Here is a 19,390-nt window from a genome sequence, read left to right as displayed (position 1 = left end):
CACCGTAGAAGACCGGGGTATCTCGGGCGAAACGTCGCAATCGTGTTAAATGGCTGGGTTCCTGGTCAACAGATTCTAAGCGGCAGGGGCATAAGTTTTTGTCAAATCGGTCCGGATTGATTAACCTTGACCCAGATCGCCCGGACCGGGAATCGGGACTGCCGCGGCCATCGGTCGGACCTTGCACGCTTGCGGCGAGCCGGGGGCAGGCCCATATTGCTGGCGAACGATCCGGTTTGAATCGGATCTATCGGGAGCGGCGATCCAATAAGGCGGCGCGCCTGCGCCAGGCTCCGAAGGGCGGGGTCGCGCGGTGGCCGCCATTCGCTTCCGTGGGGAATTTGAACGCCTGAGCCATGCCGCAATTGACTTCCAGACTCGACCTGTCCGCGCCAGCCGCTGCCCACGCTCCTCGCATGAGCAATGACGAGAACCGTTCCGGCAACCCCTCCGGCCCGAACACGTCGGTCATCACCAAGGTCAAGCCCAAGACCAAACGGCCGAACCTCTACCGCGTGCTGATCCTGAACGACGACTACACGCCGATGGAGTTCGTCGTCCACGTGCTGGAGAAGTTCTTCAACAAGGACATCGAGGCCGCGACCAAGATCATGCTGCACGTCCATCATCACGGCATCGGAGAGTGCGGCGTCTTCACCTACGAGATCGCCGAGACCAAGGTGACGCAGGTGATGGATTTCGCCCGTAAGCACCAGCATCCGCTGCAATGCGTGATGGAAAAGAAGTAGACGGTGCGTTTGACGCTGGCCCTTGTGTCGGTCGCAGTGTGAGCGTCGCGTGAGGCCTGTGCGCACGAGGTGCGTCGCAGTCGGCAAAACTACGGAATTCCGCGCCGGCGCCGCTCCCGCCCAATTCGGAATGGGTTTTGCATCGAAAAATACCACAGCTGTGGAGTCGCCGAGTCGCGGGAACCGGTCTTTCGCCGCGGTCTTGTATAACTATATGTGACAAAGGTTGTTGTTGCCTGACCGGGCGATCACGACCATGATGGTGGGGGCCATAGAGGACGCGAATGCCGACTTTTTCCCAAAGCCTTGAACAATCCCTGCATCGTGCGCTGGCGATCGCAAACGAGCGTCATCACCAATACGCGACGCTCGAGCATCTCTTGCTCTCCCTGATCGACGACTCCGATGCAGCCGCCGTCATGCGCGCCTGTAGCGTCGATCTCGACAAGCTCCGTACGAGCCTCGTCAATTATCTTGAGACCGAATTCGAGAACCTGGTGACCGATGGCGCCGACGACGCCAAGCCGACCGCCGGTTTCCAGCGCGTGATCCAGCGCGCGGTCATCCACGTGCAATCCTCCGGTCGCGAAGAGGTGACCGGCGCCAACGTGCTGATCGCGATCTTCGCCGAGCGCGAGAGCCATGCCGCGTACTTCCTGCAGGAGCAGGACATGACGCGCTATGACGCGGTCAACTACATCAGCCACGGCATTGCCAAGCGGCCGGGTGTCTCCGAGGCGCGCCCCGTTCGCGGCGTCGACGAGGAGACCGAGGCCAAGGGCAACGAGGACGCCAAGAAGAAGGGCGAGGCGCTCGAGACCTATTGCGTCAACCTCAACAAGAAGGCGCGCGACGGCAAGATCGATCCGGTGATCGGACGCAATTCCGAGATCAACCGCGCGATCCAGGTGCTGTGCCGCCGGCAGAAGAACAATCCGTTGTTCGTCGGCGAAGCCGGCGTCGGCAAGACCGCGATCGCCGAAGGCCTCGCCAAGCGTATCGTCGACAGCGAAGTGCCGGAGGTGCTGGCAGCTGCCACGGTGTTCTCGCTGGACATGGGCACGCTGCTCGCGGGCACGCGCTATCGCGGTGATTTCGAAGAGCGCCTGAAGCAGGTGCTGAAGGAGCTCGAGGCGCATCCCAACGCCATCCTGTTCATCGACGAAATCCACACCGTGATCGGTGCGGGTGCGACGTCGGGCGGGGCGATGGACGCCTCGAACCTGCTGAAGCCTGCGCTCGCCTCGGGCACGATCCGCTGCATGGGCTCGACCACCTACAAGGAATATCGCCAGCACTTCGAGAAGGACCGCGCGCTGGTGCGGCGCTTCCAGAAGATCGACATCAACGAGCCGACGGTCGAGGACGCGATCGCGATCCTCAAGGGGCTCAAGCCGTACTTCGAGGACTACCACCGGCTGAAGTACACCAACGAGGCGATCGAGGCTGCGGTTCAGCTCTCCTCGCGCTACATCCACGACCGCAAGCTGCCTGACAAGGCGATCGACGTGATCGACGAGTCCGGTGCCGCGCAAATGCTGGTTGCCGAGAACAAGCGCAAGAAGACGATCGGCATCAAGGAGATCGAGACCACGATCGCCTCGATGGCGCGGATCCCGCCGAAGAGCGTGTCGAAGGACGATGCCGAGGTGCTCAAGCATCTCGAGCAGACCTTGAAGCGCACCGTGTTCGGCCAGGACAAGGCGATCGAGTCGCTCGCCGCCTCGATCAAGCTGGCGCGGGCCGGCCTGCGCGAGCCCGAGAAGCCGATCGGCTGCTACCTGTTCTCGGGTCCGACCGGCGTCGGCAAGACCGAAGTCGCCAAGCAGCTCGCGGCGTCGCTCGGCGTCGAGCTCCTTCGCTTCGACATGTCCGAATACATGGAGCGGCACACCGTGTCGCGCCTGATCGGCGCGCCTCCCGGCTATGTCGGCTTCGACCAGGGCGGCCTCTTGACCGACGGCGTCGACCAGCATCCGCATTGCGTGGTGCTGCTCGACGAAATCGAGAAGGCGCATCCCGACCTCTACAACGTGCTGCTTCAGATCATGGACCACGGCCGGCTCACCGACCACAACGGCAAGCAGGTCAACTTCCGCAACGTAATCCTGATCATGACCACGAACGCGGGCGCTTCCGATCTCGCCAAGCAGGCGTTCGGGTTCACGCGCTCCAAGCGGGAAGGCGACGACCACGAGGCGATCAACCGGCAGTTCGCGCCGGAATTCCGCAACCGCCTCGATGCCATCGTCTCGTTCAGCCATCTCAGCGTCGAGGTGATCGGCACCGTGGTCGAGAAGTTCGTGCTTCAGCTCGAAGCGCAGCTCGGCGACCGTGACGTCACCATCGAGCTGTCCGAGCCCGCGAAGGCTTGGCTGGTCCAGCATGGTTACGACGAGCAGATGGGCGCGCGTCCCATGGCCCGCGTGATCCAGGAGCACATCAAGAAGCCGCTGGCCGACGAGGTGCTGTTTGGTAAGCTCAAGGGCGGCGGCCACGTCCGCGTCGTTCTCGTCAAGGACGAGGCCGACGAGACCAAGGAGAAGATCGGCTTCGAATTCGTCGAGGGCCCGGTCACGCCGAAGCAGGAGAAGCTGCCCGGCGCCCGCAAGCGTCCGCCGGGCAAGTCCAAGCCGGGCGGTCCCGGCGGCTCCAAGGGGCCGACCTCGAAGGGCCCGCTGGTCAAGGCTTGATCTCGAGCGATATGGGTTGAAAAGGTCGGCTGTAAAGCCGGCCTTTTTTGTCGGCTCGACGTCCGATGACCGTCAATCGCCGCGCAAGCGCTGATCGTCCTGCACACGGACATGTTCGGCGCCGCGCGCGCCGGCCGGGGACAGTCGCAGCATGCTCAGGACCGCGCCGCAGAGCGCAAATCCGACGCCCGCGAGGAGGGCCAGCCTGGTCCCCTCGACCGGATAGCGACCGAGCAGCAGCGCCACCAGCGCAGCGCCGGTGGTCTGGCCGAGCAGGCGCGCCGTGCCCAGCATGCCGCTGGCCCCGCCCGCGCGCTCGCGCGGGGCGGCCGCGATCATGGTGCGGTTGTTGGGGGTCTGGAACAGGCCGAAGCCGGCGCCCGCCAGCGCCATGCGCCAGATCACGTCGAACGGCGTCGGGTCCGCGGGCAGGAGCGCGAGCGCGGCAAGGCCGCAGGCGAACAGCGTGAGCCCGATGCCGCCGAGCAGGCCAGCCGGATAACGCTCGACCAGGCGGCCGGCGAGGGGAGCCGCGAACGCCACCGCGATCGGCCATGGCGTGATCAAAAGGCCCATATGCACCGCCGAATAGCCGAAGCGGCTCTGGAGGTAGAAGGGGATCGCGACGAAGGCGAGCATCTGTCCGCAGAACGAGGCGATCGAGGTTGCAATCGACAGGGCGAACACCGGGATGCGCAGCAGATCGACCGGCAGGAGCGGCGAGGTCATGTGGGTCTCGCGCCAGATCAGCAGCGCACCGGCGACGATGGCGATGGCGAACTGGATCAGGCAGGTGATCGCTGCCTCGCCGTGACCGACGCTGTCGACCGCGGCGATGCCGACACCGAACGTGATCGCGGAAAGCCCCGCGCTCTGCCAGTCGAACGAATGGCTGGCAGGCATGGTGTGCGGCAGGCTGCGCAAGCCGACCAGCAGCGTCACCGCGCCGAGCGGCACGTTGATGGCAAACAACCAGGGCCAGCTTCCCACCGCGAGGATGCCCGCGGCGAGCGTCGGGCCGATTGCGGCGGAGAAAGCGACTACGAGCGCGTTAAGTCCGATGCCGCGGCCGAGCAGATTGCGCGGATAGGTGAAGCGCACCAGCGCCGAATTGACGCTCATGATGCCGGCGGCGCCAAAGCCCTGGATGATGCGCGCGACCGTCAGCAGCGGCAACGTATGCGCCAGCGCGCAGAAGGCGGACGCCAGCGTGAACAGCACCAGCCCGACCAGATAGACGCGGCGATAGCCGACGATCTCGCCGAGCGAGGCCAGCGGCAGCAGCGCGATCGTGATCGCGAGCTGGTAGCCGTTGACGATCCAGATCGAGAAGGCCGGACTCGCGTCCAAGTCGGCCGCGATCGTCGGCAGCGCGACATTGGCGATGGCGCTGTCGACCACCGCCATGATGATGCCGAGTGCAATCGTCAGCACCGCCTGCTTGCGCTGCGGCTGCGGCAGGCCGTCGGCATGCTCGATCGTGGTTGACGACATCGTGAGACGTGTTCGGTTGAGATGCGGTGCTGCTCCGCAACTTGGTCCGACCCGGGATGGTTCCAGCCAAAGCCGTAGCCGTTTGAGCTCCTATTTCGGCTTCCGCGGCTCCTGAATCGCCCTGAGGTAGCTTACCACGGCCTCGGCGTCGTCGCGGCCGAATCGAGCCGTCGGCATGGAGCGGTGAATGCTGCTGTAGCCGTCCTGGAGGCGCTGCATGAAGTCGGGGTCGTAGAGTTTGTTCTCGCCGAGGTTCCGGAAAGGCGGTGCCAACTCATTCCGGCTCGTGCCAGCCCTGCCAACTGCGTGGCAACGCGCGCACATCCGTTGCAGCATTGCTTCGGCGCGCCGCTGTTCGAGGTCCAGGGCTTGACTCGCGGTGCTCCACAGAATGCTGACGGCCAGCAACGCCGGTACGACCCTATTCATCAGGCACTCCCGTCATTCCCAGCGCGAGGTTGCCTTGGCCCAGACGTAGAGTGTGATCAAGGCGATCGTTACCCCTGTGGAGATGACCAGGATGTAGCGATCCCAATCGATCCGCGTCCGCTCGGCGCGGCCCAGACTGAGGGCTGTGAACAGGACCTTCATGGCAAATCGGCGCATCGGAGCCTCGCGACGGCCGTAGAATGTCATGGCCGACGCAAGCGCGCTTGATGCAGCTCAAGGGTCCTAGACCGCCGGCGGATTGCGGTCGGTGAACGTCGTCCTCTGGTGCCAGTAGGGATAGGGCAGCGTGACCTTGCTCGCCGCATCGAGCTTGGCAACCTGCTCCTTGGTCAGCGACCAGCCGATCGCGCCGAGATTTTCGCGCAGCTGCGTCTCGTTGCGCGCGCCGATGATCAGCGTCGACACTGTGGGGCGCTGCAGCAGCCAGTTCAGCGCGATCTGCGACACGCTCTTGCCCGTTTCCTTCGCGACCTCGTCGATCGCATCGACCACGCGATAGACGTGCTCGTCCGGCACGGGCGGGCCGAACTCGGCCGTCTTCGGCAGGCGGCTCACCTCGGGCTTCGGCTGACCCCGGCGGATCTTGCCGGTGAGGCGCCCCCATCCGAGCGGCGACCAGACCACCGCGCCCAGCCCCTGGTCGAGGCCGAGCGGCATCAACTCCCATTCGTAGTCGCGTCCGATCAGTGAATAATAGGTCTGGTTGGCGACGTAGCGCGGAAAGCCGTGCTTGTCGGCAAGTGCAAGCGATTTCATCAGGTGCCAGCCCGAGAAATTCGAAACGCCGACGTAGCGGATCTTGCCGGCGCGCACGAGCACATCAAGCGTTGAGAGCACCTCTTCGGGCGGCGTGAAGGCGTCGAAGCCATGAAGCTGGAACAGATCGATGTAGTCGGTGCCGAGCCGGCGCAGCGAACCATCGATGGCGGCGAGCAGATGCTGCCGCGACGAGCCGATGTCGTTGGGGCCGTCGCCGAAGCGGAAAGTGGCCTTGGTCGAGATCAGCACCTTGTCGCGGCGGCCCTTGACGGCTTCGCCGAGCACGCGCTCGGATTCGCCGAGCGAATAGACATTCGCGGTGTCGAACATCGACACGCCGGCCTCGAGGCAGATATCCAGCAGGCGCCGCGCTTCGGTCGCGTCCGTCGTCCCCCACGCAGCGAGGCGGCCGACGCCGCCGAAAGTGCCGGTGCCAAGGCTCAGGGCGGGCACCATGAGGCCTGACCGGCCCAAGCGTCGGTATTCCATCGATATGCTCCTCGGCTGCCTGCTGATTGATCGTTGCGGCCTTGGCGCCGAAGTTAGCGCAAGCAAGCGGCTTGTCCTATCACAGGCTCACATGGCGGCCTTGCTCGGGAACGCCCTAATCGTGACGAAGCATATCGTCGAAGGCGGCATCAACGAGGCGCGGGCCGATGGTCTGCGCCGGAAGTTTCGCATCGTCCCTTACCACGGATGAGGGAACGCAGCCGAGCTCACGATTGCGCGCCTGCGGCTGCAGGAGAGTCAAACCCCACCCCACCACGACCAGCACCGCAAGCCGGATCGCGATGACGCTCAGCAACACCTCCGTTCCGCTCATGGTAGCGTCAGTCCTCATGCGCGCCAGCCTGATGCAGCCGGCAGGGTCTGACAATCTGGAATTCACGAGCACTGCCTTCGCTCCGAGCGAAGGCTCCAGCCAATGGCTGTCCGGATCTCAATGCCGCAACTGGCTTTGCCTGAAGTCGCGCGGTGACATGCCAAAATGCTCGCGGAAGACGCGGCCGAAATGCGAGAGGTCGTTGAAGCCCCAGGCGAAGGCGATCTCGCTGATGTGGCGATGGACGAGCAGGGGCGAGACGAGGTCGCGCCGGCAGTGGGCGAGGCGTTCGGCGAGGACGAACCGTTGGAACGAGGTCTCTTCGTCGGCGAGCAGGTCGTTCACGTAGCGCGGCGAGATGCCGAGCGCGGCCGCGGTCTCAGCGAGCGAAAGGTCGGGATCGGCGAGATGGGCGCGGACGTGCGCCTTGAGCCGGTAGAGCAGCGCCGAGCGGTGGGTCGAGGACGGCAGCGACGTCTTGCCGAGGCGCTCGCTCAGCGCCATCGCGAGCAGATCGACGGCTTGCTCCGACAACGCCGCGGCGTTGTCGGATGCGAGCCGGTCAGCGCTCTGGCAAAGCCGGAAGATGAAATCGTAGGCGAGCCGCTCGAGCGGGGCCTCGGTACCGAACGACAGCGCGGTCAGCGTCTCGGTGCCGCCGAGCCGGCGCTGCAGCATCTGGCGCGGCACCTTGAAGATGGTCTGGGTGAAAGCGTCGTTGAACTTCAGCTCATAAGGGCGCGTGGTGTCGTAGAGTGCAAACTCGCCGGGATGAATCACGGTTTCGCGACCGTCCTGCACCACGCCGCCGTCGCCGCGGTGGCCGAGCGCGATCAGGATGAAATCCTGATCCGAGCGCGCAATGCGGGAGGGCGTGCGAAACACATGCTGGCGATCGGAGCAGACCTCCGAGCACACCGCCTTGCCGAGCGAAGCCTGCGTCACCGAACCGCGAAAGGCGCTGCCGAGATCGGACTTGCAGTCAAGCCCGACAAAGACGTCGCAGACGATGTCCTGCCAGAGCGCGAGCCGCCGATAGCCCGGGCTGCCGTCCGTCGTGAACTGGATTGGCATCTGGACAGCCTCCCTTTCGCATCCAGCAAAATCGCGGGGCTCTAGCCTGCCCGGAGGCAAATCCCGTACCGGCAGGAATTCCGTCCGGTCGAGTTTTTGTTCCGCCGCGGTCGAGCGTCCGATGGTCCGCTTTGGCCCAATAGACTGCATCGGAGATGGCTTCCGATCAACCGGCAAGGGAGGCGGCAATGGGCATCGAACATCCGAAATACAAGGTGGCGGTGGTGCAGGCGGCACCGGCCTGGCTCGACCTCGACGGCTCGATCGACAAGTCGGTCGCGCTGATCAGGGAAGCCGCCGAGAAGGGGGCCAAGCTGATCGCCTTCCCGGAGGCCTTCATCCCAGGTTATCCCTGGCACATCTGGATGGATTCACCGGCCTGGGCGATCGGGCGCGGCTTCGTGCAGCGCTATTTCGACAATTCGCTGTCCTATGACAGCCCGCAGGCCGAGCGGCTGCGCGCCGAAGTGCGGAAAGCGCAACTCACCGCCGTGATTGGCCTGTCCGAGCGCGACGGCGGCAGCCTCTATCTGGCGCAATGGCTGATCGGGCCCGACGGCGAGACCATCGCCAAACGCCGCAAGCTGCGGCCGACCCATGCCGAGCGCACCGTCTATGGCGAGGGCGACGGCAGCGATCTTGCCGTCCATGCGCGGCCCGACATCGGCCGTGTCGGCGCACTGTGCTGCTGGGAGCATCTGCAGCCGCTGTCCAAATACGCGATGTATGCCCAGAACGAGCAGGTGCATGTCGCGGCCTGGCCCAGCTTCTCGCTTTACGATCCCTTTGCGCCGGCATTGGGCGCCGAGGTCAACAATGCCGCCTCGCGCGTCTATGCGGTCGAAGGGTCCTGTTTCGTGCTCGCGCCTTGCGCGACGGTGTCGCAAGGAATGATCGACGAGCTCTGCGACCGGCCCGACAAGCACGCGCTGCTGCATGCCGGCGGCGGCTTTGCCGCGATCTATGGCCCCGACGGCAGCCAGATCGGCGACAAGCTGGCGCCGGACCAGGAGGGATTGCTGATCGCCGAGATCGATCTCGGCGCAATCGGCGTCGCCAAGAACGCGGCAGATCCGGCCGGCCATTATTCGCGCCCCGACGTGACGCGGCTGCTTCTGAACAAGAAACGGTACCAGCGCGTCGAGCAGTTCGCGTTGCCGGCGGATACCGTCGAGCCCACGGACATTGCCGCGGCGGCAAGCTGATCATTGCGATCGAGGGGTATGATCATGGAATCCGCAATTCCTCCGCATCTCAAGACCCAGCGCACGCGCCACAAGCGGGTGCCGGATGATTACCAGCCGCCATATCCGTCCTTCGTGGCGCGCTACAAGCCTGCCGTGAGCCGTGTCGTGATGGCTTATTTTGGCGTGCAGTATCGCGGCGCGGCACCGGCCGCCGCGACGGCGGCGCTTGCCGAGATCGCGGCGCGGTTCGCTGCGGCTGACGGGCCTTCGCATTGGGACCGCGCCCACTATGTCGATCAGGCCGGCCATGAGAACGTCGTCTCGGTGGCCTATTGGGACGATGTTGCGCGCTTCGACGGTTGGTTCGAACCGGCGCGCGAGGCCTGGACCGGACAGCGGCGCGAGGGTATCGGCACCTTCATCGAGGTGCTGCGTCCCAGTGTGGCACGGCACGAGACGCTGTTCTCCTCGCCCGACCGCACCGAGGGCGCCGCCGCCATCGCCGGCGGCATGAGCGGCGAGGTCCAGGAGCACGCCTATTGGGGCGGCATGCGCGACCGTATCCCGCTCTCGCAAACCGACGCGATGGCGCCGGACGGTGCGCCGGAACTGGTCCGCGACGGCGCGCGGCTGCGGGTCGTGGCGCACGACAATCTCTGCCTGATCCGATCCGGACAGGATTGGAGCGATACCGAGGCATCGGAGCGAAAGCTCTATCTCGACGAGGTCGAGCCGGTGCTGCGCGAGGGCATGGATTTCCTGCGCGACGATGGACTTGCGATCGGCTGCTATGCCAACCGCTACATGCGCGTGCTCTCGGCCAACGGCAGCGTGAGTGAGAAGTCCTATGGGCAGAGCTGGTGGAAGAGTCTGGCGGCGCTCGAACGCTGGGCGGAGTCGCATCCGACCCATGTCAGGATTTTTGGCGCGGCGATGAAGTATCTGTCCACACTCGGTCCATCAGCCAAGCTGCGGCTTTATCACGAGGTCACGGTGGCAGCCGCAGACGAGCAGTTCCTCGAGTACCGCAACTGTCACCCGAAGACCGGTATGCTGGCGGCAGTCGAGACCGTCAGCGCCTAAAGCATGATCCGGAAAAGTGCGAAGCGGTTTTCCGGAAGGATCATGCGCAAACAACGACCTAAAGCGCGATGACGATTCTTCCAAATCTCATCGCGCTTTAGGCCACGCAATGGCCGAGCAGCTCGGGATGCGCGGCGCAGATGTGATGGGCGCCGGCGTCCTTCAGCTCGGCCTCGCTGCCATAGCCATAGAGCACGCCGATCGCGGTCATGCCGTTGGTGCGGGCGCCAATGACATCGTGACTACGGTCGCCGATCATGATCGCGCTGCCCGCATCGACCTTGGCCTGGTCGAGCGCGTAGCGCAGCAGGTCGCGCTTGTCGACGCGCGTGCCGTCGAGCTCGGAGCCGAACACATGCTCGAAGTAGGGTTTCAGGCCGAAATGATCGACGATGCGCCTGGCATAGACCGCAGGTTTGCTGGTCGCGACGAACATGCGCGGCGTTGTCGCGGCGAGCGTCGTCAGCGTGTCCACGATGCCGGCATAGGCCTCGTTCTCGAACAGGCCGATATCGCTGAAGCGCTCGCGATAGAGCAGCAATGCGCGGTCGGCGAGTTCGTCGGTTCCGGTGAGCTTTTTCAGGCTGGCATGCAGCGGCGGCCCGATGCACCAGGTCAATTCGTCCTCGCTCGGCACCGCGACGTCCAGCCGCTCCAGCGCGTACTGGATCGAGCGCGTGATCCCAGGCTTCGGGTTCGTGAGTGTGCCGTCGAGATCGAAGAAGATTGTCGCCATGCCGCCGCAGTCCGGTTGATACCGCCCCGTTGCTAGTGGGATCGGCTTTCAAGTCAAGAGCAGATGCGTCATTGCTGCCGGGCCCATTCGACGATCGCGGCGGCGTCCGCGCCGGCCTGCGTTTCCCAGGTGGCGACCGTCGTCGTTGCTGCCCTCCGGAGCGCGGCGAGGAGGGATTGCGGCGCCGCCTCGGCGATGCGCACGCCGTTGTCACGCATGCGCGCATAATTTTCGGCAGTGCGATGGGCCAAGAGGGCGAACTGGCTTTGCTCGGTCTCGGCGGCCGCCGCCAGCACCTCGCGCTGCACCGGCTCGGACAGTTCGGCAAAGGCGTCGCTGCGGACGAACGCGATCGAGACCGGCATCGCGTAGTTGATGGCGGTGAAGTGCGGCAGGAAATCCCAGAGCTTGCGTCCCGCGCCGCCGTCGCCTGAGGTGAGGAATGCATTCAGGCGATGCTCCTTGAGTCCAGCGAGCGCCGCGTCCATCGGTAGGAATTGTGCGTCGGCGCCGGCCGCGCGCATGACCGCGCTGGAATTGGCGTCATAGGTCCGCAAATTCAGCTTGGGCAGGTCGTCGGCACCTTGGAGCGCATATTCAGACCACAATCCCGTGGCGGGCCAGATCGTCAGATAGAGTAGCTTCAGGCCACGCGCCGCCAGCGCCTTCTCGTAAAGCGGACGCGCCCGCAGATTGGTGGCGCGGGCGAGCTCGACCGATTGCACGAGGAAGGGCAGGGTGGACAACCCGAGCACGGGATCGACGCCGGAGAGCGCGCCTGCGAAAGCATCGCCGCCGGCGATCCGGCCATCGAGAGCGGCGCGCGGCATCTCGCCCGAATTGATCTTGAGCCGGTTGTCGAAGGCGTTGGCCACGGTCACGAAGCCGTGGGTGCGTTCGGAAACGCGGCTGGCAAAGGTCGTGAGCCCGATCCCGGAGATGTTATTCTCGGGGTATTCCGTGGTCATTTGCCAGGTGACTTTGGCGGCCACCTCAGCGATGGCCGGCGCGACGCTCAAGGTGAGCGCGATCCAGGCGGCGAAGGCGAGAATGGTGCGGATCCGTTTGGCGGGGTAACGCATTGGGAGAAGCAGGTCAGGCAGCATCAATTGGTAACTCGTCGAAACATGGCACGATGCCACAGCATGGCAGATCATCTTGTTGCACGCCGCGCCGGTGGGCGCCACTGCCATGCCTGTCCGCGATGGGTGCAGATTGCATCGGGCATCGTCACCATGCTGCTCGTCCTGACGTCACAGGTTGCGGCCTCGGACAGCCCGCCTGCCAAGACCGATGCCGCCGTTCCCGCCGCCGAGGAGCCCGCGAAGCCGCCGGAGAAGTCCGATGCGCGTGAGAACGATACGCGGGAGTCGATCTGCCTGATCATCGAGGCCGCCGCGCGCGACGCCAATCTGCCGCTCGAATTCTTCGCCCGGGTGATCTGGCAGGAGAGCCGCTTCCAGGCCGATGCAGTCGGCCCCATGACGCGCAGCGGCGAGCACGCACAGGGGATCGCGCAGTTCATGCCGGGCACGGCGAGCGAGCGCGGGCTGCTCAATCCGTTCAATCCGGTGCAGGCATTGCCGAAGTCGGCGGAGTTTCTCAACGAGCTGCGCAACCAGTTCGGCAATCTCGGCCTTGCCGCCGCTGCCTACAACGCAGGTCCGCGGCGCGTGCAGGAATGGCTCGCCGGCACCGGCGGCATGCCGGAGCAGACCCGCAGCTACGTCTTCGCCATCACCGGCACGAGCCTCGATGCCTGGGCCAAGGCAGGCGCGACCGGCAAGGGGCCGCCGAGCTCGCCGCCGACGAGCTGCCGCGATCTGATGGCGCTGCTCAAGCGCGCGCCGAATGCCTTCGTCGCCGAGCTCGAGCAGCATGTGGAGCTTGCGGCCGCAAAGGTCTGGGGCGTCCAGCTCGCTGCCGGCTTCGACCGCAACAGGGCGCTGGCGATGTATTCCCGCGCGGTCACGCGGCTCGGCGCCGTGATTGGCGACCGCGATCCGAGCCTGCTGTCATCCGTGATGCGCAGCCGCGGCACGCGCGCCTTCTACCAGGTGCGCATCGGTGCAGACACGCGCAGCGAGGCGGATGATCTGTGCAACCGGATACGAAAGGCTGGCGGAGCCTGTTTCGTGCTGAAGAATAGGGGCGTGAGCGGATAGGGTGCCCGGTCAGCGCCGACGCTGCGCATGCCAGCCCCGCCGCGCGCTTCCTTGACGCGAGCCGCCGTCTCGCCCGTTATGCAGGCACGATTCCTCACCAGCCAAAGCTCCCGTGGCGCTGCCTCCGCTCGATTCACCGCAATGGAATAGCCCCTGGCTTGCCTTCGGCTGGGGGCTGCGTTCGATCACGCAGACGATCCTCACCATCGTGCTGTTCGTGACCTATCTCGGCATCGGCGCGCTCGCCCATGACACCCATTTCAGCCTGCTCTGGGCGCTGTGCTCGACGCTGTTCGTCTGGGCGGGCCCGGCGCAGATCATCCTGATCACCACGCTCGGCTCCGGCGCCACCATCATCCAGTCGGCGATTGCAGTCACCGTCAGCGCCATCCGCCTGTTTCCAATGGTGGTCTCGGTGCTGCCGCTGATGCGGACGCCGACGACCAAGCGGCGCGAGCTGGTCTTCGCCGCGCATCTCACCGCGGTGACGCTGTGGGTGGAGTGCCATCGCTTCCTGCCGCTTGTGCCGCGTGAGCGGCGCATCGCCTTCGTTCACGGGCTCGGCTGCGGCCTCGTCTCGGTGTGCCTCGTTGCCAACACCGTCGGCTATTTCCTCGCCGCCAACCTGACGCAGACGCTTGGCGCGGCGATCCTGTTGCTGACGCCGCTGTCCTTCCTTTTCTCGACCGCGCGCAACAGCCGCGAGGTCGCCGACGTCGTCGCGCTCGTGCTGGGGATCTTCCTGTATCCGCTGGCCGCAAAGATGAGCTCCGGCGTCGATATCCTGGTCAGCGGGGTGGTGGCCGGCACGATCGCCTATGGCGTGCATTGGTGGCGGGAGGTGCGCGCATGAGCTTTGCGCAAGCGATCGGCGACTGGCAGGCGCTCGTCGTGCTGTTCGTCGCCGGCGTCGTTCCTAACCAGATCTGGCGCATGCTGGGTCTGTGGTTCGGCGGCGGCATCGACGAAGGCTCCGAACTGCTGGTCTGGGTGCGGGCGGTCGCCACCGCCATCCTCGCCGGCGTCATCGCCCAGATCGTGGTCGAGCCGCCAGGCGCGCTCGCGAGCGTGCCTGATGTCCTGCGCTATGGCGCGGCGGCCGCCGGCCTCGTCGCCTTCCTGCTGGCCCGCCGCTCGATCTTCGCGGGCGTCGTGACCGGTGAAGTCTTCATGCTGGCCGGCAAGTGGTGGTTGGGCTAAAACCCCCAGCGAACAGCCAAGGAACAGGAAATATGGTTCGCGAACAGGAGCTCCGCGAGGGCGAGGTCGCCATCGAGCTGCCACCGACTAAGGATGCCGGTCTTGTCTTCATCGGCCGCATCCGCACGCCCTGGACGTCGCGGCTGGAGACGCCGCGGCAGGGCCGGCAGGATGGCCCGATCTGCCGTCTCGAAATCTTCGAGCCGTTCGTGCCGGCCATCAAGGGCGTCGATTTCTATAGCAATCTCGAAGTGCTCTACTGGCTCGACCAGTCGCGCCGCGACATCATCCTGCAGAGCCCGAAGAACAACGAGAAAACCCGCGGCACCTTTTCGCTGCGCTCGCCGGTGCGGCCGAACCCGATCGGCACGTCGATCGTGAAGCTGGTCGGTATCGAGGGCAATGCGATCCTGGTGCGCGGGCTCGACTGCCTCGACAATACGCCGCTGATCGACATCAAACCGGATCGGTGCGAGTTCACCCCGCTGGCGGCGCCGCAGAAGGGTGATTTCGAGACGGAGTGAGGGGCGCTCTGCTCCAACCGCCCGTCATTGCGAGCGCAGCGAAGCAATCCAGGCTGTTTCTACGGAGACAGTCTGGATTGCTTCGTCGCGCAAGGGCTCCTCGCAATGACGGAGTGTGTGGCGCTATCCCGCCTTCAACGCCGCGATCAGCTTCGCCGCGTTCTCCTCCAGCACCTTAGTGTCTTCCTTGCGGCTGGCGGGCGGCAGCATCGCCACGCCGTCGTGGCGCGGCATCACGTGCATGTGCAGGTGGAACACCACCTGGCCGCCGGCGGGCTCGTTGAATTGCTGAACGGTGATGCCGTCGGCGCTGAAGGCCTTCATTGCGGCGGCAGCGATCTTGTGCGCGCCGCGGGCGACATGGGCGTAATCGTCGGGCTTGATGTCGAGAATGTTGCGGGCAGAGGCTTTTGGGACCACCAGCGTGTGGCCTGATACCCGCGGCATGATGTCGAGGAAGGCAAGCACGTGCTCGTCCTCGTAGACCTTGTGGCAGGGGAATTCGCCGCGCAGGATTTTTGCGAAGATGTTGTTGGGGTCGTAGGCGGTCATGTCGGCGGCTCCTCGAACAATTTGCGCCTACTGTCACCAGCCACGGCGAGGCGTCAAGGCGCCTCGTCGGCGTCTCTGCGGAACGGGCCGAGCTCGGCAAGCTCGCGTCCGGCCTCCGCAACATAGGCGCGCTCGCGCTTGAGGTAATCGTCGATGGCGCGGCGCAGACCGGGATCGGCGATGAAGTGGGCGGAATGGGTGGTGCGGGGCAGGTAGCCGCGCGCGATCTTGTGCTCACCTTGCGCGCCGGCCTCGACATGCGTGAGGCCGCGCTTGATGGCGAAGTCGATCGCCTGGTAATAGCAGACCTCGAAATGCAGGAACGGGTGATGCTCGACCGCGCCCCAGTTGCGGCCGAACAGCGTATCCGACCCGATGAAATTGATCGCGCCCGCGATCCAACGATTGTTGCGGCGGGCCATCACCAGCAGCACGTCCTCGCTCATGGTCTCGCCAATCAGCGAGAAGAATTCCCGCGTCAGATAAGGCCGGCCCCATTTGCGCGAGCCGGTCTCCATGTAGAATTCGAAGAAGGCATCCCAGGCATCCTCGGTGATGTCTTTGCCCGTCAGCCAGTGGATGGAGATACCTGCGGCCAGCGCATCGCGCCGCTCGCGCTTGATCGATTTGCGGTGGCGCGCGTTCAGCGTCGCCAGGAAATCGTCGAAGCTCGCAAAGCCCTCGTTGTGCCAGTGGAACTGCTGGTCGGTGCGCTGCAGGAAGCCGTGCTTGGCGAGCAGCTTCCACTCGGACTCGCGCGCGAAGGTGACATGGACGGAGGAGGCCTTGCTGACGCCGCACAGCGCTATGAGGCCACTCGCCAGCGCGTCCATGATGCGCTCGCGGTCGACGCCGTCGCGGACCAGCAGCCGCGGCCCGGTCGCCGGGGTGAAGGGAACCGAGACCTGGAGCTTCGGATAATAGCGCCCGCCGGCGCGCTCATAGGCGTCCGCCCAGCCGCGGTCGAAGACGTACTCGCCTTGGGAATGCGATTTCAGATAGCAGGGCACGATTCCGGCGACGCGGCCATCGATCTTGGCCACGAGATGCCGCGGGCCCCAGCCAGTGCGGATCGTCGCCGAACCCGATTTCTCAACAGCAGACAGAAATGCGTGCGAAACGAACGGGTTATAGGCAGGTTTTGAGAGGCTGAGGGAATCGCCTGGAAGGGGGGATGAAGTTCCCGGGCCATGCCCGTTGCAGGCCTTCTCGTTAAGGGCCTTGCCGGGATTGGCGCAAGCGTCCCAATCCTCCGGCGAGACCTCGCCAATGGACGGTACAGCCTCAAGAGTAATTTCGGATGATGCCATCGACCCCCAAGATCGTGCATTGCAGCAGCGACTTCAAGGGGGTGGGGAAGGCACGCTCTCGGTGCCCCGGACGCAGCGCAGCACGCAGGCGATGCGAAGCATCGTCCGGCGTGGTACGCTGCTGCGCCGGGGGCCCATGTGGCCGCACAGTCTGGCGCCTTCTGGGGCTCTGCGCTGCGACGCTGACGCGTTGCAGCTTGTCCGGGACACGGGCAAGACCTACGGCACGAACCCTTCAAAAATCATCTGGTCCGCATATTGCCCGACCCGCGTCCGCTGCTCGCCCGTGCGGACGGTCCAGCCGAGCAGGGCGCAACCGAAGACGTTGCGGGCGATCCAGGGGGCGGGGGCCGGGAGGTCGTCGACCCGAAAGGCCACGAAGTGGGGCTGGGTCCGAAAGCCGTGGCGCAGATAGAGCATGCTGTCGCGCTGCTCCCGCGTGAGCTTGGCCCAGTAATCGTCCTCATAGGCGCGCTGCGCGACGATGCCGCGCGGGCGATTGGGCAACAGCTCGCGCAGCGCCAGCACCTGGTCGGGATCGAAGGACATGCCGACGGCTGGCCCGTCATAGGACGCCAGCACCTCGGCCATCCGCTTCACCAGCTTGCGGTCGCCGCCAAAATGGCTCTTCACCTCGATCACCAGCGGCACGCGGCCGGCGACGAGGGCGCAGAGGTCGGACAGCGACATCATCCGCTCGCCCGTGTCCTTGAACCTGATTGCCTTCAGCTCGGCCGCAGTCTTCGAGATCACCTCGCCGGTGGCCTCGGTGAGGCGGCCGAGGGCATGGTCGTGATGCACCATGGCCTCGCCGTCGGCGGAGGGCTGGATGTCGACCTCGATCGAGAAATTTCCCGCGATCGCGGCTTGCACCGCGCCCGGCATGTTCTCGACGATGCCACGGGAGATGTCATGCAGGCCGCGATGGGCGACCGGCCGGGCCGTCAGCCAATCAGGAGCGCGCATTTTCCGTCAGGCGACCTCGAACACGCCGTCGACCTCGACTGCCGCATCCGCGGGCAGCGAGGCGACGCCGACGGTGGTGCGGGCATGGCGGCCCTTGTCACCGAAGGCCGCGACCATCAGGTCGGAGGCGCCGTTGAGCACCTTTGGTCCGTCCAGGAAGTCCGGCGCCGAATTGATGAAGCCGCCGAGGCGCACCACGCGCACCACCTTGTCGAGATCGCCCAGTGCCGCCTTGACCTGAGCCAGCAGGTTCACCGCGCAGCCGCGAGCGGCCGCAGCGCCGTCCTCGATCGAGACGCCGGCACCCAGCTTGCCCTTGGCAATCAGCTTGCCGGCGGGATCGAAACAGACCTGGCCGGAGACGAACAGCAGATTGCCGGTGCGCACGAACGGGACGTAATTGGCGACGGGAGTAGGGGCCTCATGCAGCTTGATACCCTGTTCCGCCAGCTTCTGCTCGACCGTGCCCGCCATGTCCGACCTCGTTGTCCAAAAATCATTCGCCCCGGCGCGTCCGCAAGGCCGGGCGCGCCCTGTTTCGCCCATCGGGCCGCCACATGCAAGCAACCCGCAACAAGATGCTTTTGCCCGCGGCGAGGCAGCAGGTTCAGCGCTAGGGCCGCAACTTTACGTGAAACGGCCTCAGTTGCGACGCAATGGAACGGTCATTAAAATGTCGAATCTGCGCTTCCCCAAGGATGCGTCCTCAAGGAATAGACATGGTGCACCTTTTCCGGACTTCGCTCGGTGTGATGGCGCTCGTCGCGGCCAGTTTCGGCCTTGGCGAGGGCGCAAAGGCCGCCAACGGTCCGTTCCTGCCGCATCAGGCGCTCTATGACCTCAGCCTGGTGAAATCGCGCTCCAACTCGGTCAACAGCGCGCGTGGCCGCATCCTCTACAACTTCACCGGAAGCTCGTGCGAGGGCTACACCTCCGAATTCCGCCAGGTCTCTGAACTCGACAGCGGCGAGGGCAAGGTCACGCTCAGCGACCTCCGTTCCAATTCCTGGGAGGACGCCGCTGGCAAGAGCTACCGCTTCAAGATCGAGACGCGCATGAACGAAGCGGATGCCGGGCGGGTCGACGGCTCGGCCGAGCGCGACGGCGACCACATCAACGTCAAGCTGAAGCTTCCGGCGCCGAAGAGCTTCACCCTCGACGGCAAGATCGTGTTCCCGACCGAGCAGATCCAGCGCATCATCGCCGCTGCGAAAGAAGGCAAATCGCTGCTCGAGCTCTCCGTCTATGACGGCTCCGACGACGGCCAGAAAGTCTACAACACGCTGACCGTGATCGGCCAGCCGATCCCATCCGACCGTGACACCGCGTCCGATCCGACCACGTCGGACGAGCACATGAAATCGCTTAAGCGCTGGCCGGTCACCGTCAGTTATTTCGACCGCGACGCCCAGCAGAAGGAAGGCGAGCAGACGCCGGTCTATGCGATGTCCTTCGAGCTCTACGAGAACGGCGTCTCGCGCCAGCTCGTGCTCGATTACAACGACTTCGTCATCTCCGGCGCGATGGGTAAGTTCGACGTCAAGGACAGCAAGCCCTGCAATTGAGGGGGCACTTGCCAGGGCCGCGTGCCGCGTACTTCACTCCATCACCGTCACCCTGAGGCG

General features: G+C 65.2%; 21 protein-coding genes. 9 read left to right on the top strand and 12 right to left on the bottom strand.

Annotation, left to right across the window (positions count from 1 at the left end):
• Window positions 1-416 precede the first annotated feature (416 nt).
• On the top strand, window positions 417-749 hold the full coding sequence (gene clpS / locus UNPA324_RS30510) for an ATP-dependent Clp protease adapter ClpS (protein ID WP_026202494.1): 333 nt from the start codon (window positions 417-419) through the stop codon (window positions 747-749).
• A gap of 284 nt (window positions 750-1,033) precedes the next feature.
• Complete coding sequence (clpA, locus tag UNPA324_RS30505) at window positions 1,034-3,442, top strand: ATP-dependent Clp protease ATP-binding subunit ClpA (RefSeq protein WP_128920539.1); 2,409 nt, start codon at window positions 1,034-1,036, stop codon at window positions 3,440-3,442.
• A 72-nt stretch (window positions 3,443-3,514) separates the two neighbouring features.
• Here clpA and UNPA324_RS30500 read toward each other — a convergent pair whose 3' ends face one another.
• The 6 genes from UNPA324_RS30500 to UNPA324_RS30480 form a co-directional block, all read right to left on the bottom strand.
• Window positions 3,515-4,936 carry an MFS transporter gene (locus tag UNPA324_RS30500; RefSeq protein ID WP_141937626.1) on the bottom strand — a complete coding sequence of 474 codons (1,422 nt, stop codon included), beginning with the start codon at window positions 4,934-4,936 and terminating at the stop codon, window positions 3,515-3,517.
• A 90-nt stretch (window positions 4,937-5,026) separates the two neighbouring features.
• Window positions 5,027-5,365 carry a c-type cytochrome gene (locus UNPA324_RS30495; protein WP_141937624.1) on the bottom strand — a complete coding sequence of 113 codons (339 nt, stop codon included), beginning with the start codon at window positions 5,363-5,365 and terminating at the stop codon, window positions 5,027-5,029.
• 12 nt (window positions 5,366-5,377) lie between these two features.
• On the bottom strand, window positions 5,378-5,542 hold the full coding sequence (locus UNPA324_RS35415) for a hypothetical protein (protein ID WP_164936395.1): 165 nt from the start codon (window positions 5,540-5,542) through the stop codon (window positions 5,378-5,380).
• Window positions 5,543-5,608: 66 nt separating this feature from the next.
• The gene (locus UNPA324_RS30490) at window positions 5,609-6,634 is read right to left on the bottom strand and encodes an aldo/keto reductase (RefSeq protein WP_164936396.1); all 1,026 of its coding nucleotides are present in this window, start codon (window positions 6,632-6,634) and stop codon (window positions 5,609-5,611) included.
• A 115-nt stretch (window positions 6,635-6,749) separates the two neighbouring features.
• Entirely contained in the window at window positions 6,750-6,986 is a 237-nt protein-coding gene (locus UNPA324_RS30485) for a hypothetical protein (protein ID WP_128920543.1), read from the bottom strand.
• Window positions 6,987-7,085: 99 nt separating this feature from the next.
• The gene (locus tag UNPA324_RS30480) at window positions 7,086-8,042 is read right to left on the bottom strand and encodes an AraC-like ligand-binding domain-containing protein (RefSeq protein WP_141937622.1); all 957 of its coding nucleotides are present in this window, start codon (window positions 8,040-8,042) and stop codon (window positions 7,086-7,088) included.
• 188 nt (window positions 8,043-8,230) lie between these two features.
• Here UNPA324_RS30480 and UNPA324_RS30475 point away from each other — a divergent pair, with 188 nt between their 5' ends.
• Together UNPA324_RS30475 and UNPA324_RS30470 are read left to right on the top strand one after the other, a co-directional pair.
• Window positions 8,231-9,247 (top strand): carbon-nitrogen hydrolase family protein, encoded by a 1,017-nt coding sequence (locus tag UNPA324_RS30475; protein ID WP_128920545.1) that lies wholly within the window; start codon window positions 8,231-8,233, stop codon window positions 9,245-9,247.
• Between the two features lie 24 nt (window positions 9,248-9,271).
• Entirely contained in the window at window positions 9,272-10,312 is a 1,041-nt protein-coding gene (locus UNPA324_RS30470; RefSeq protein WP_141937621.1) for a phenylacetaldoxime dehydratase family protein, read from the top strand.
• 97 nt (window positions 10,313-10,409) lie between these two features.
• Here the strand turns inward: UNPA324_RS30470 and UNPA324_RS30465 are convergent, their stop codons facing one another.
• Together UNPA324_RS30465 and UNPA324_RS30460 are read right to left on the bottom strand one after the other, a co-directional pair.
• Entirely contained in the window at window positions 10,410-11,048 is a 639-nt protein-coding gene (locus tag UNPA324_RS30465; protein WP_128920546.1) for an HAD family hydrolase, read from the bottom strand.
• Between the two features lie 68 nt (window positions 11,049-11,116).
• Entirely contained in the window at window positions 11,117-12,154 is a 1,038-nt protein-coding gene (locus UNPA324_RS30460) for a TRAP transporter substrate-binding protein (protein WP_181769573.1), read from the bottom strand.
• 129 nt (window positions 12,155-12,283) lie between these two features.
• Between UNPA324_RS30460 and UNPA324_RS30455 the strand changes: the two genes are divergently transcribed.
• From UNPA324_RS30455 to tsaA, 4 genes are all read left to right on the top strand, one after another.
• On the top strand, window positions 12,284-13,213 hold the full coding sequence (locus UNPA324_RS30455; protein ID WP_181769690.1) for a lytic transglycosylase domain-containing protein: 930 nt from the start codon (window positions 12,284-12,286) through the stop codon (window positions 13,211-13,213).
• A gap of 112 nt (window positions 13,214-13,325) precedes the next feature.
• Window positions 13,326-14,066: an AzlC family ABC transporter permease gene (locus tag UNPA324_RS30450; RefSeq protein ID WP_128920548.1), complete on the top strand. Its 741-nt coding sequence runs from the start codon at window positions 13,326-13,328 to the stop codon at window positions 14,064-14,066.
• The gene (locus tag UNPA324_RS30445) at window positions 14,063-14,413 is read left to right on the top strand and encodes an AzlD domain-containing protein (RefSeq protein ID WP_128920549.1); all 351 of its coding nucleotides are present in this window, start codon (window positions 14,063-14,065) and stop codon (window positions 14,411-14,413) included. Before UNPA324_RS30450 ends, UNPA324_RS30445 begins: the two co-directional genes overlap by 4 nt.
• A 32-nt stretch (window positions 14,414-14,445) precedes the next feature.
• Complete coding sequence (gene tsaA, locus UNPA324_RS30440) at window positions 14,446-14,937, top strand: tRNA (N6-threonylcarbamoyladenosine(37)-N6)-methyltransferase TrmO (protein WP_128920550.1); 492 nt, start codon at window positions 14,446-14,448, stop codon at window positions 14,935-14,937.
• Between the two features lie 123 nt (window positions 14,938-15,060).
• Here the strand turns inward: tsaA and UNPA324_RS30435 are convergent, their stop codons facing one another.
• From UNPA324_RS30435 to UNPA324_RS30420, 4 genes are all read right to left on the bottom strand, one after another.
• Window positions 15,061-15,489, bottom strand: a complete 429-nt coding sequence (locus UNPA324_RS30435) for an HIT family protein (RefSeq protein WP_128920551.1) — start codon at window positions 15,487-15,489, stop codon at window positions 15,061-15,063.
• Window positions 15,490-15,542: 53 nt separating this feature from the next.
• Window positions 15,543-16,799 (bottom strand): GNAT family N-acetyltransferase, encoded by a 1,257-nt coding sequence (locus UNPA324_RS30430; protein WP_141937617.1) that lies wholly within the window; start codon window positions 16,797-16,799, stop codon window positions 15,543-15,545.
• 219 nt (window positions 16,800-17,018) lie between these two features.
• The gene (locus UNPA324_RS30425; RefSeq protein WP_128920553.1) at window positions 17,019-17,765 is read right to left on the bottom strand and encodes a glycerophosphodiester phosphodiesterase; all 747 of its coding nucleotides are present in this window, start codon (window positions 17,763-17,765) and stop codon (window positions 17,019-17,021) included.
• Window positions 17,766-17,771: 6 nt separating this feature from the next.
• Complete coding sequence (locus UNPA324_RS30420) at window positions 17,772-18,239, bottom strand: RidA family protein (protein WP_018321130.1); 468 nt, start codon at window positions 18,237-18,239, stop codon at window positions 17,772-17,774.
• Between the two features lie 245 nt (window positions 18,240-18,484).
• On the opposite strand from UNPA324_RS30420, the gene UNPA324_RS30415 reads away from it, so the two are divergent.
• Window positions 18,485-19,330 (top strand): cell envelope integrity EipB family protein, encoded by an 846-nt coding sequence (locus UNPA324_RS30415; RefSeq protein WP_128920554.1) that lies wholly within the window; start codon window positions 18,485-18,487, stop codon window positions 19,328-19,330.
• Window positions 19,331-19,390: the final 60 nt, after the last annotated feature.

The organism is Bradyrhizobium sp. UNPA324, assembly GCF_006658635.1.
In the GTDB taxonomy this organism is placed as follows: Bacteria; Pseudomonadota; Alphaproteobacteria; order Rhizobiales; family Xanthobacteraceae; genus Bradyrhizobium; species Bradyrhizobium nanningense.
The sequence above is the reverse complement of the archived record's forward strand: the minus strand, read 5'-3'. Positions and strand labels throughout refer to the sequence as shown.

Coding starts and splice junctions, on each gene's coding strand:
- UNPA324_RS30415 (WP_128920554.1), top strand. CDS start 18,485: ATGGTGCACCTTTTCCGGACTTCGCTCGGTGTGATGGCGCTCGTCGCG.
- UNPA324_RS30420 (WP_018321130.1), bottom strand. CDS start 18,239: ATGGCGGGCACGGTCGAGCAGAAGCTGGCGGAACAGGGTATCAAGCTG.
- UNPA324_RS30455 (WP_181769690.1), top strand. CDS start 12,284: ATGCTGCTCGTCCTGACGTCACAGGTTGCGGCCTCGGACAGCCCGCCT.
- UNPA324_RS30445 (WP_128920549.1), top strand. CDS start 14,063: ATGAGCTTTGCGCAAGCGATCGGCGACTGGCAGGCGCTCGTCGTGCTG.
- UNPA324_RS30435 (WP_128920551.1), bottom strand. CDS start 15,489: ATGACCGCCTACGACCCCAACAACATCTTCGCAAAAATCCTGCGCGGC.
- clpS (WP_026202494.1), top strand. CDS start 417: ATGAGCAATGACGAGAACCGTTCCGGCAACCCCTCCGGCCCGAACACG.
- UNPA324_RS30470 (WP_141937621.1), top strand. CDS start 9,272: ATGGAATCCGCAATTCCTCCGCATCTCAAGACCCAGCGCACGCGCCAC.
- UNPA324_RS30425 (WP_128920553.1), bottom strand. CDS start 17,765: ATGCGCGCTCCTGATTGGCTGACGGCCCGGCCGGTCGCCCATCGCGGC.
- tsaA (WP_128920550.1), top strand. CDS start 14,446: ATGGTTCGCGAACAGGAGCTCCGCGAGGGCGAGGTCGCCATCGAGCTG.
- UNPA324_RS30430 (WP_141937617.1), bottom strand. CDS start 16,799: ATGGCATCATCCGAAATTACTCTTGAGGCTGTACCGTCCATTGGCGAG.
- UNPA324_RS35415 (WP_164936395.1), bottom strand. CDS start 5,542: ATGCGCCGATTTGCCATGAAGGTCCTGTTCACAGCCCTCAGTCTGGGC.
- UNPA324_RS30490 (WP_164936396.1), bottom strand. CDS start 6,634: ATGGAATACCGACGCTTGGGCCGGTCAGGCCTCATGGTGCCCGCCCTG.
- UNPA324_RS30480 (WP_141937622.1), bottom strand. CDS start 8,042: ATGCCAATCCAGTTCACGACGGACGGCAGCCCGGGCTATCGGCGGCTC.
- UNPA324_RS30475 (WP_128920545.1), top strand. CDS start 8,231: ATGGGCATCGAACATCCGAAATACAAGGTGGCGGTGGTGCAGGCGGCA.
- UNPA324_RS30485 (WP_128920543.1), bottom strand. CDS start 6,986: ATGAGGACTGACGCTACCATGAGCGGAACGGAGGTGTTGCTGAGCGTC.
- clpA (WP_128920539.1), top strand. CDS start 1,034: ATGCCGACTTTTTCCCAAAGCCTTGAACAATCCCTGCATCGTGCGCTG.
- UNPA324_RS30465 (WP_128920546.1), bottom strand. CDS start 11,048: ATGGCGACAATCTTCTTCGATCTCGACGGCACACTCACGAACCCGAAG.
- UNPA324_RS30460 (WP_181769573.1), bottom strand. CDS start 12,154: ATGCTGCCTGACCTGCTTCTCCCAATGCGTTACCCCGCCAAACGGATC.
- UNPA324_RS30500 (WP_141937626.1), bottom strand. CDS start 4,936: ATGTCGTCAACCACGATCGAGCATGCCGACGGCCTGCCGCAGCCGCAG.
- UNPA324_RS30495 (WP_141937624.1), bottom strand. CDS start 5,365: ATGAATAGGGTCGTACCGGCGTTGCTGGCCGTCAGCATTCTGTGGAGC.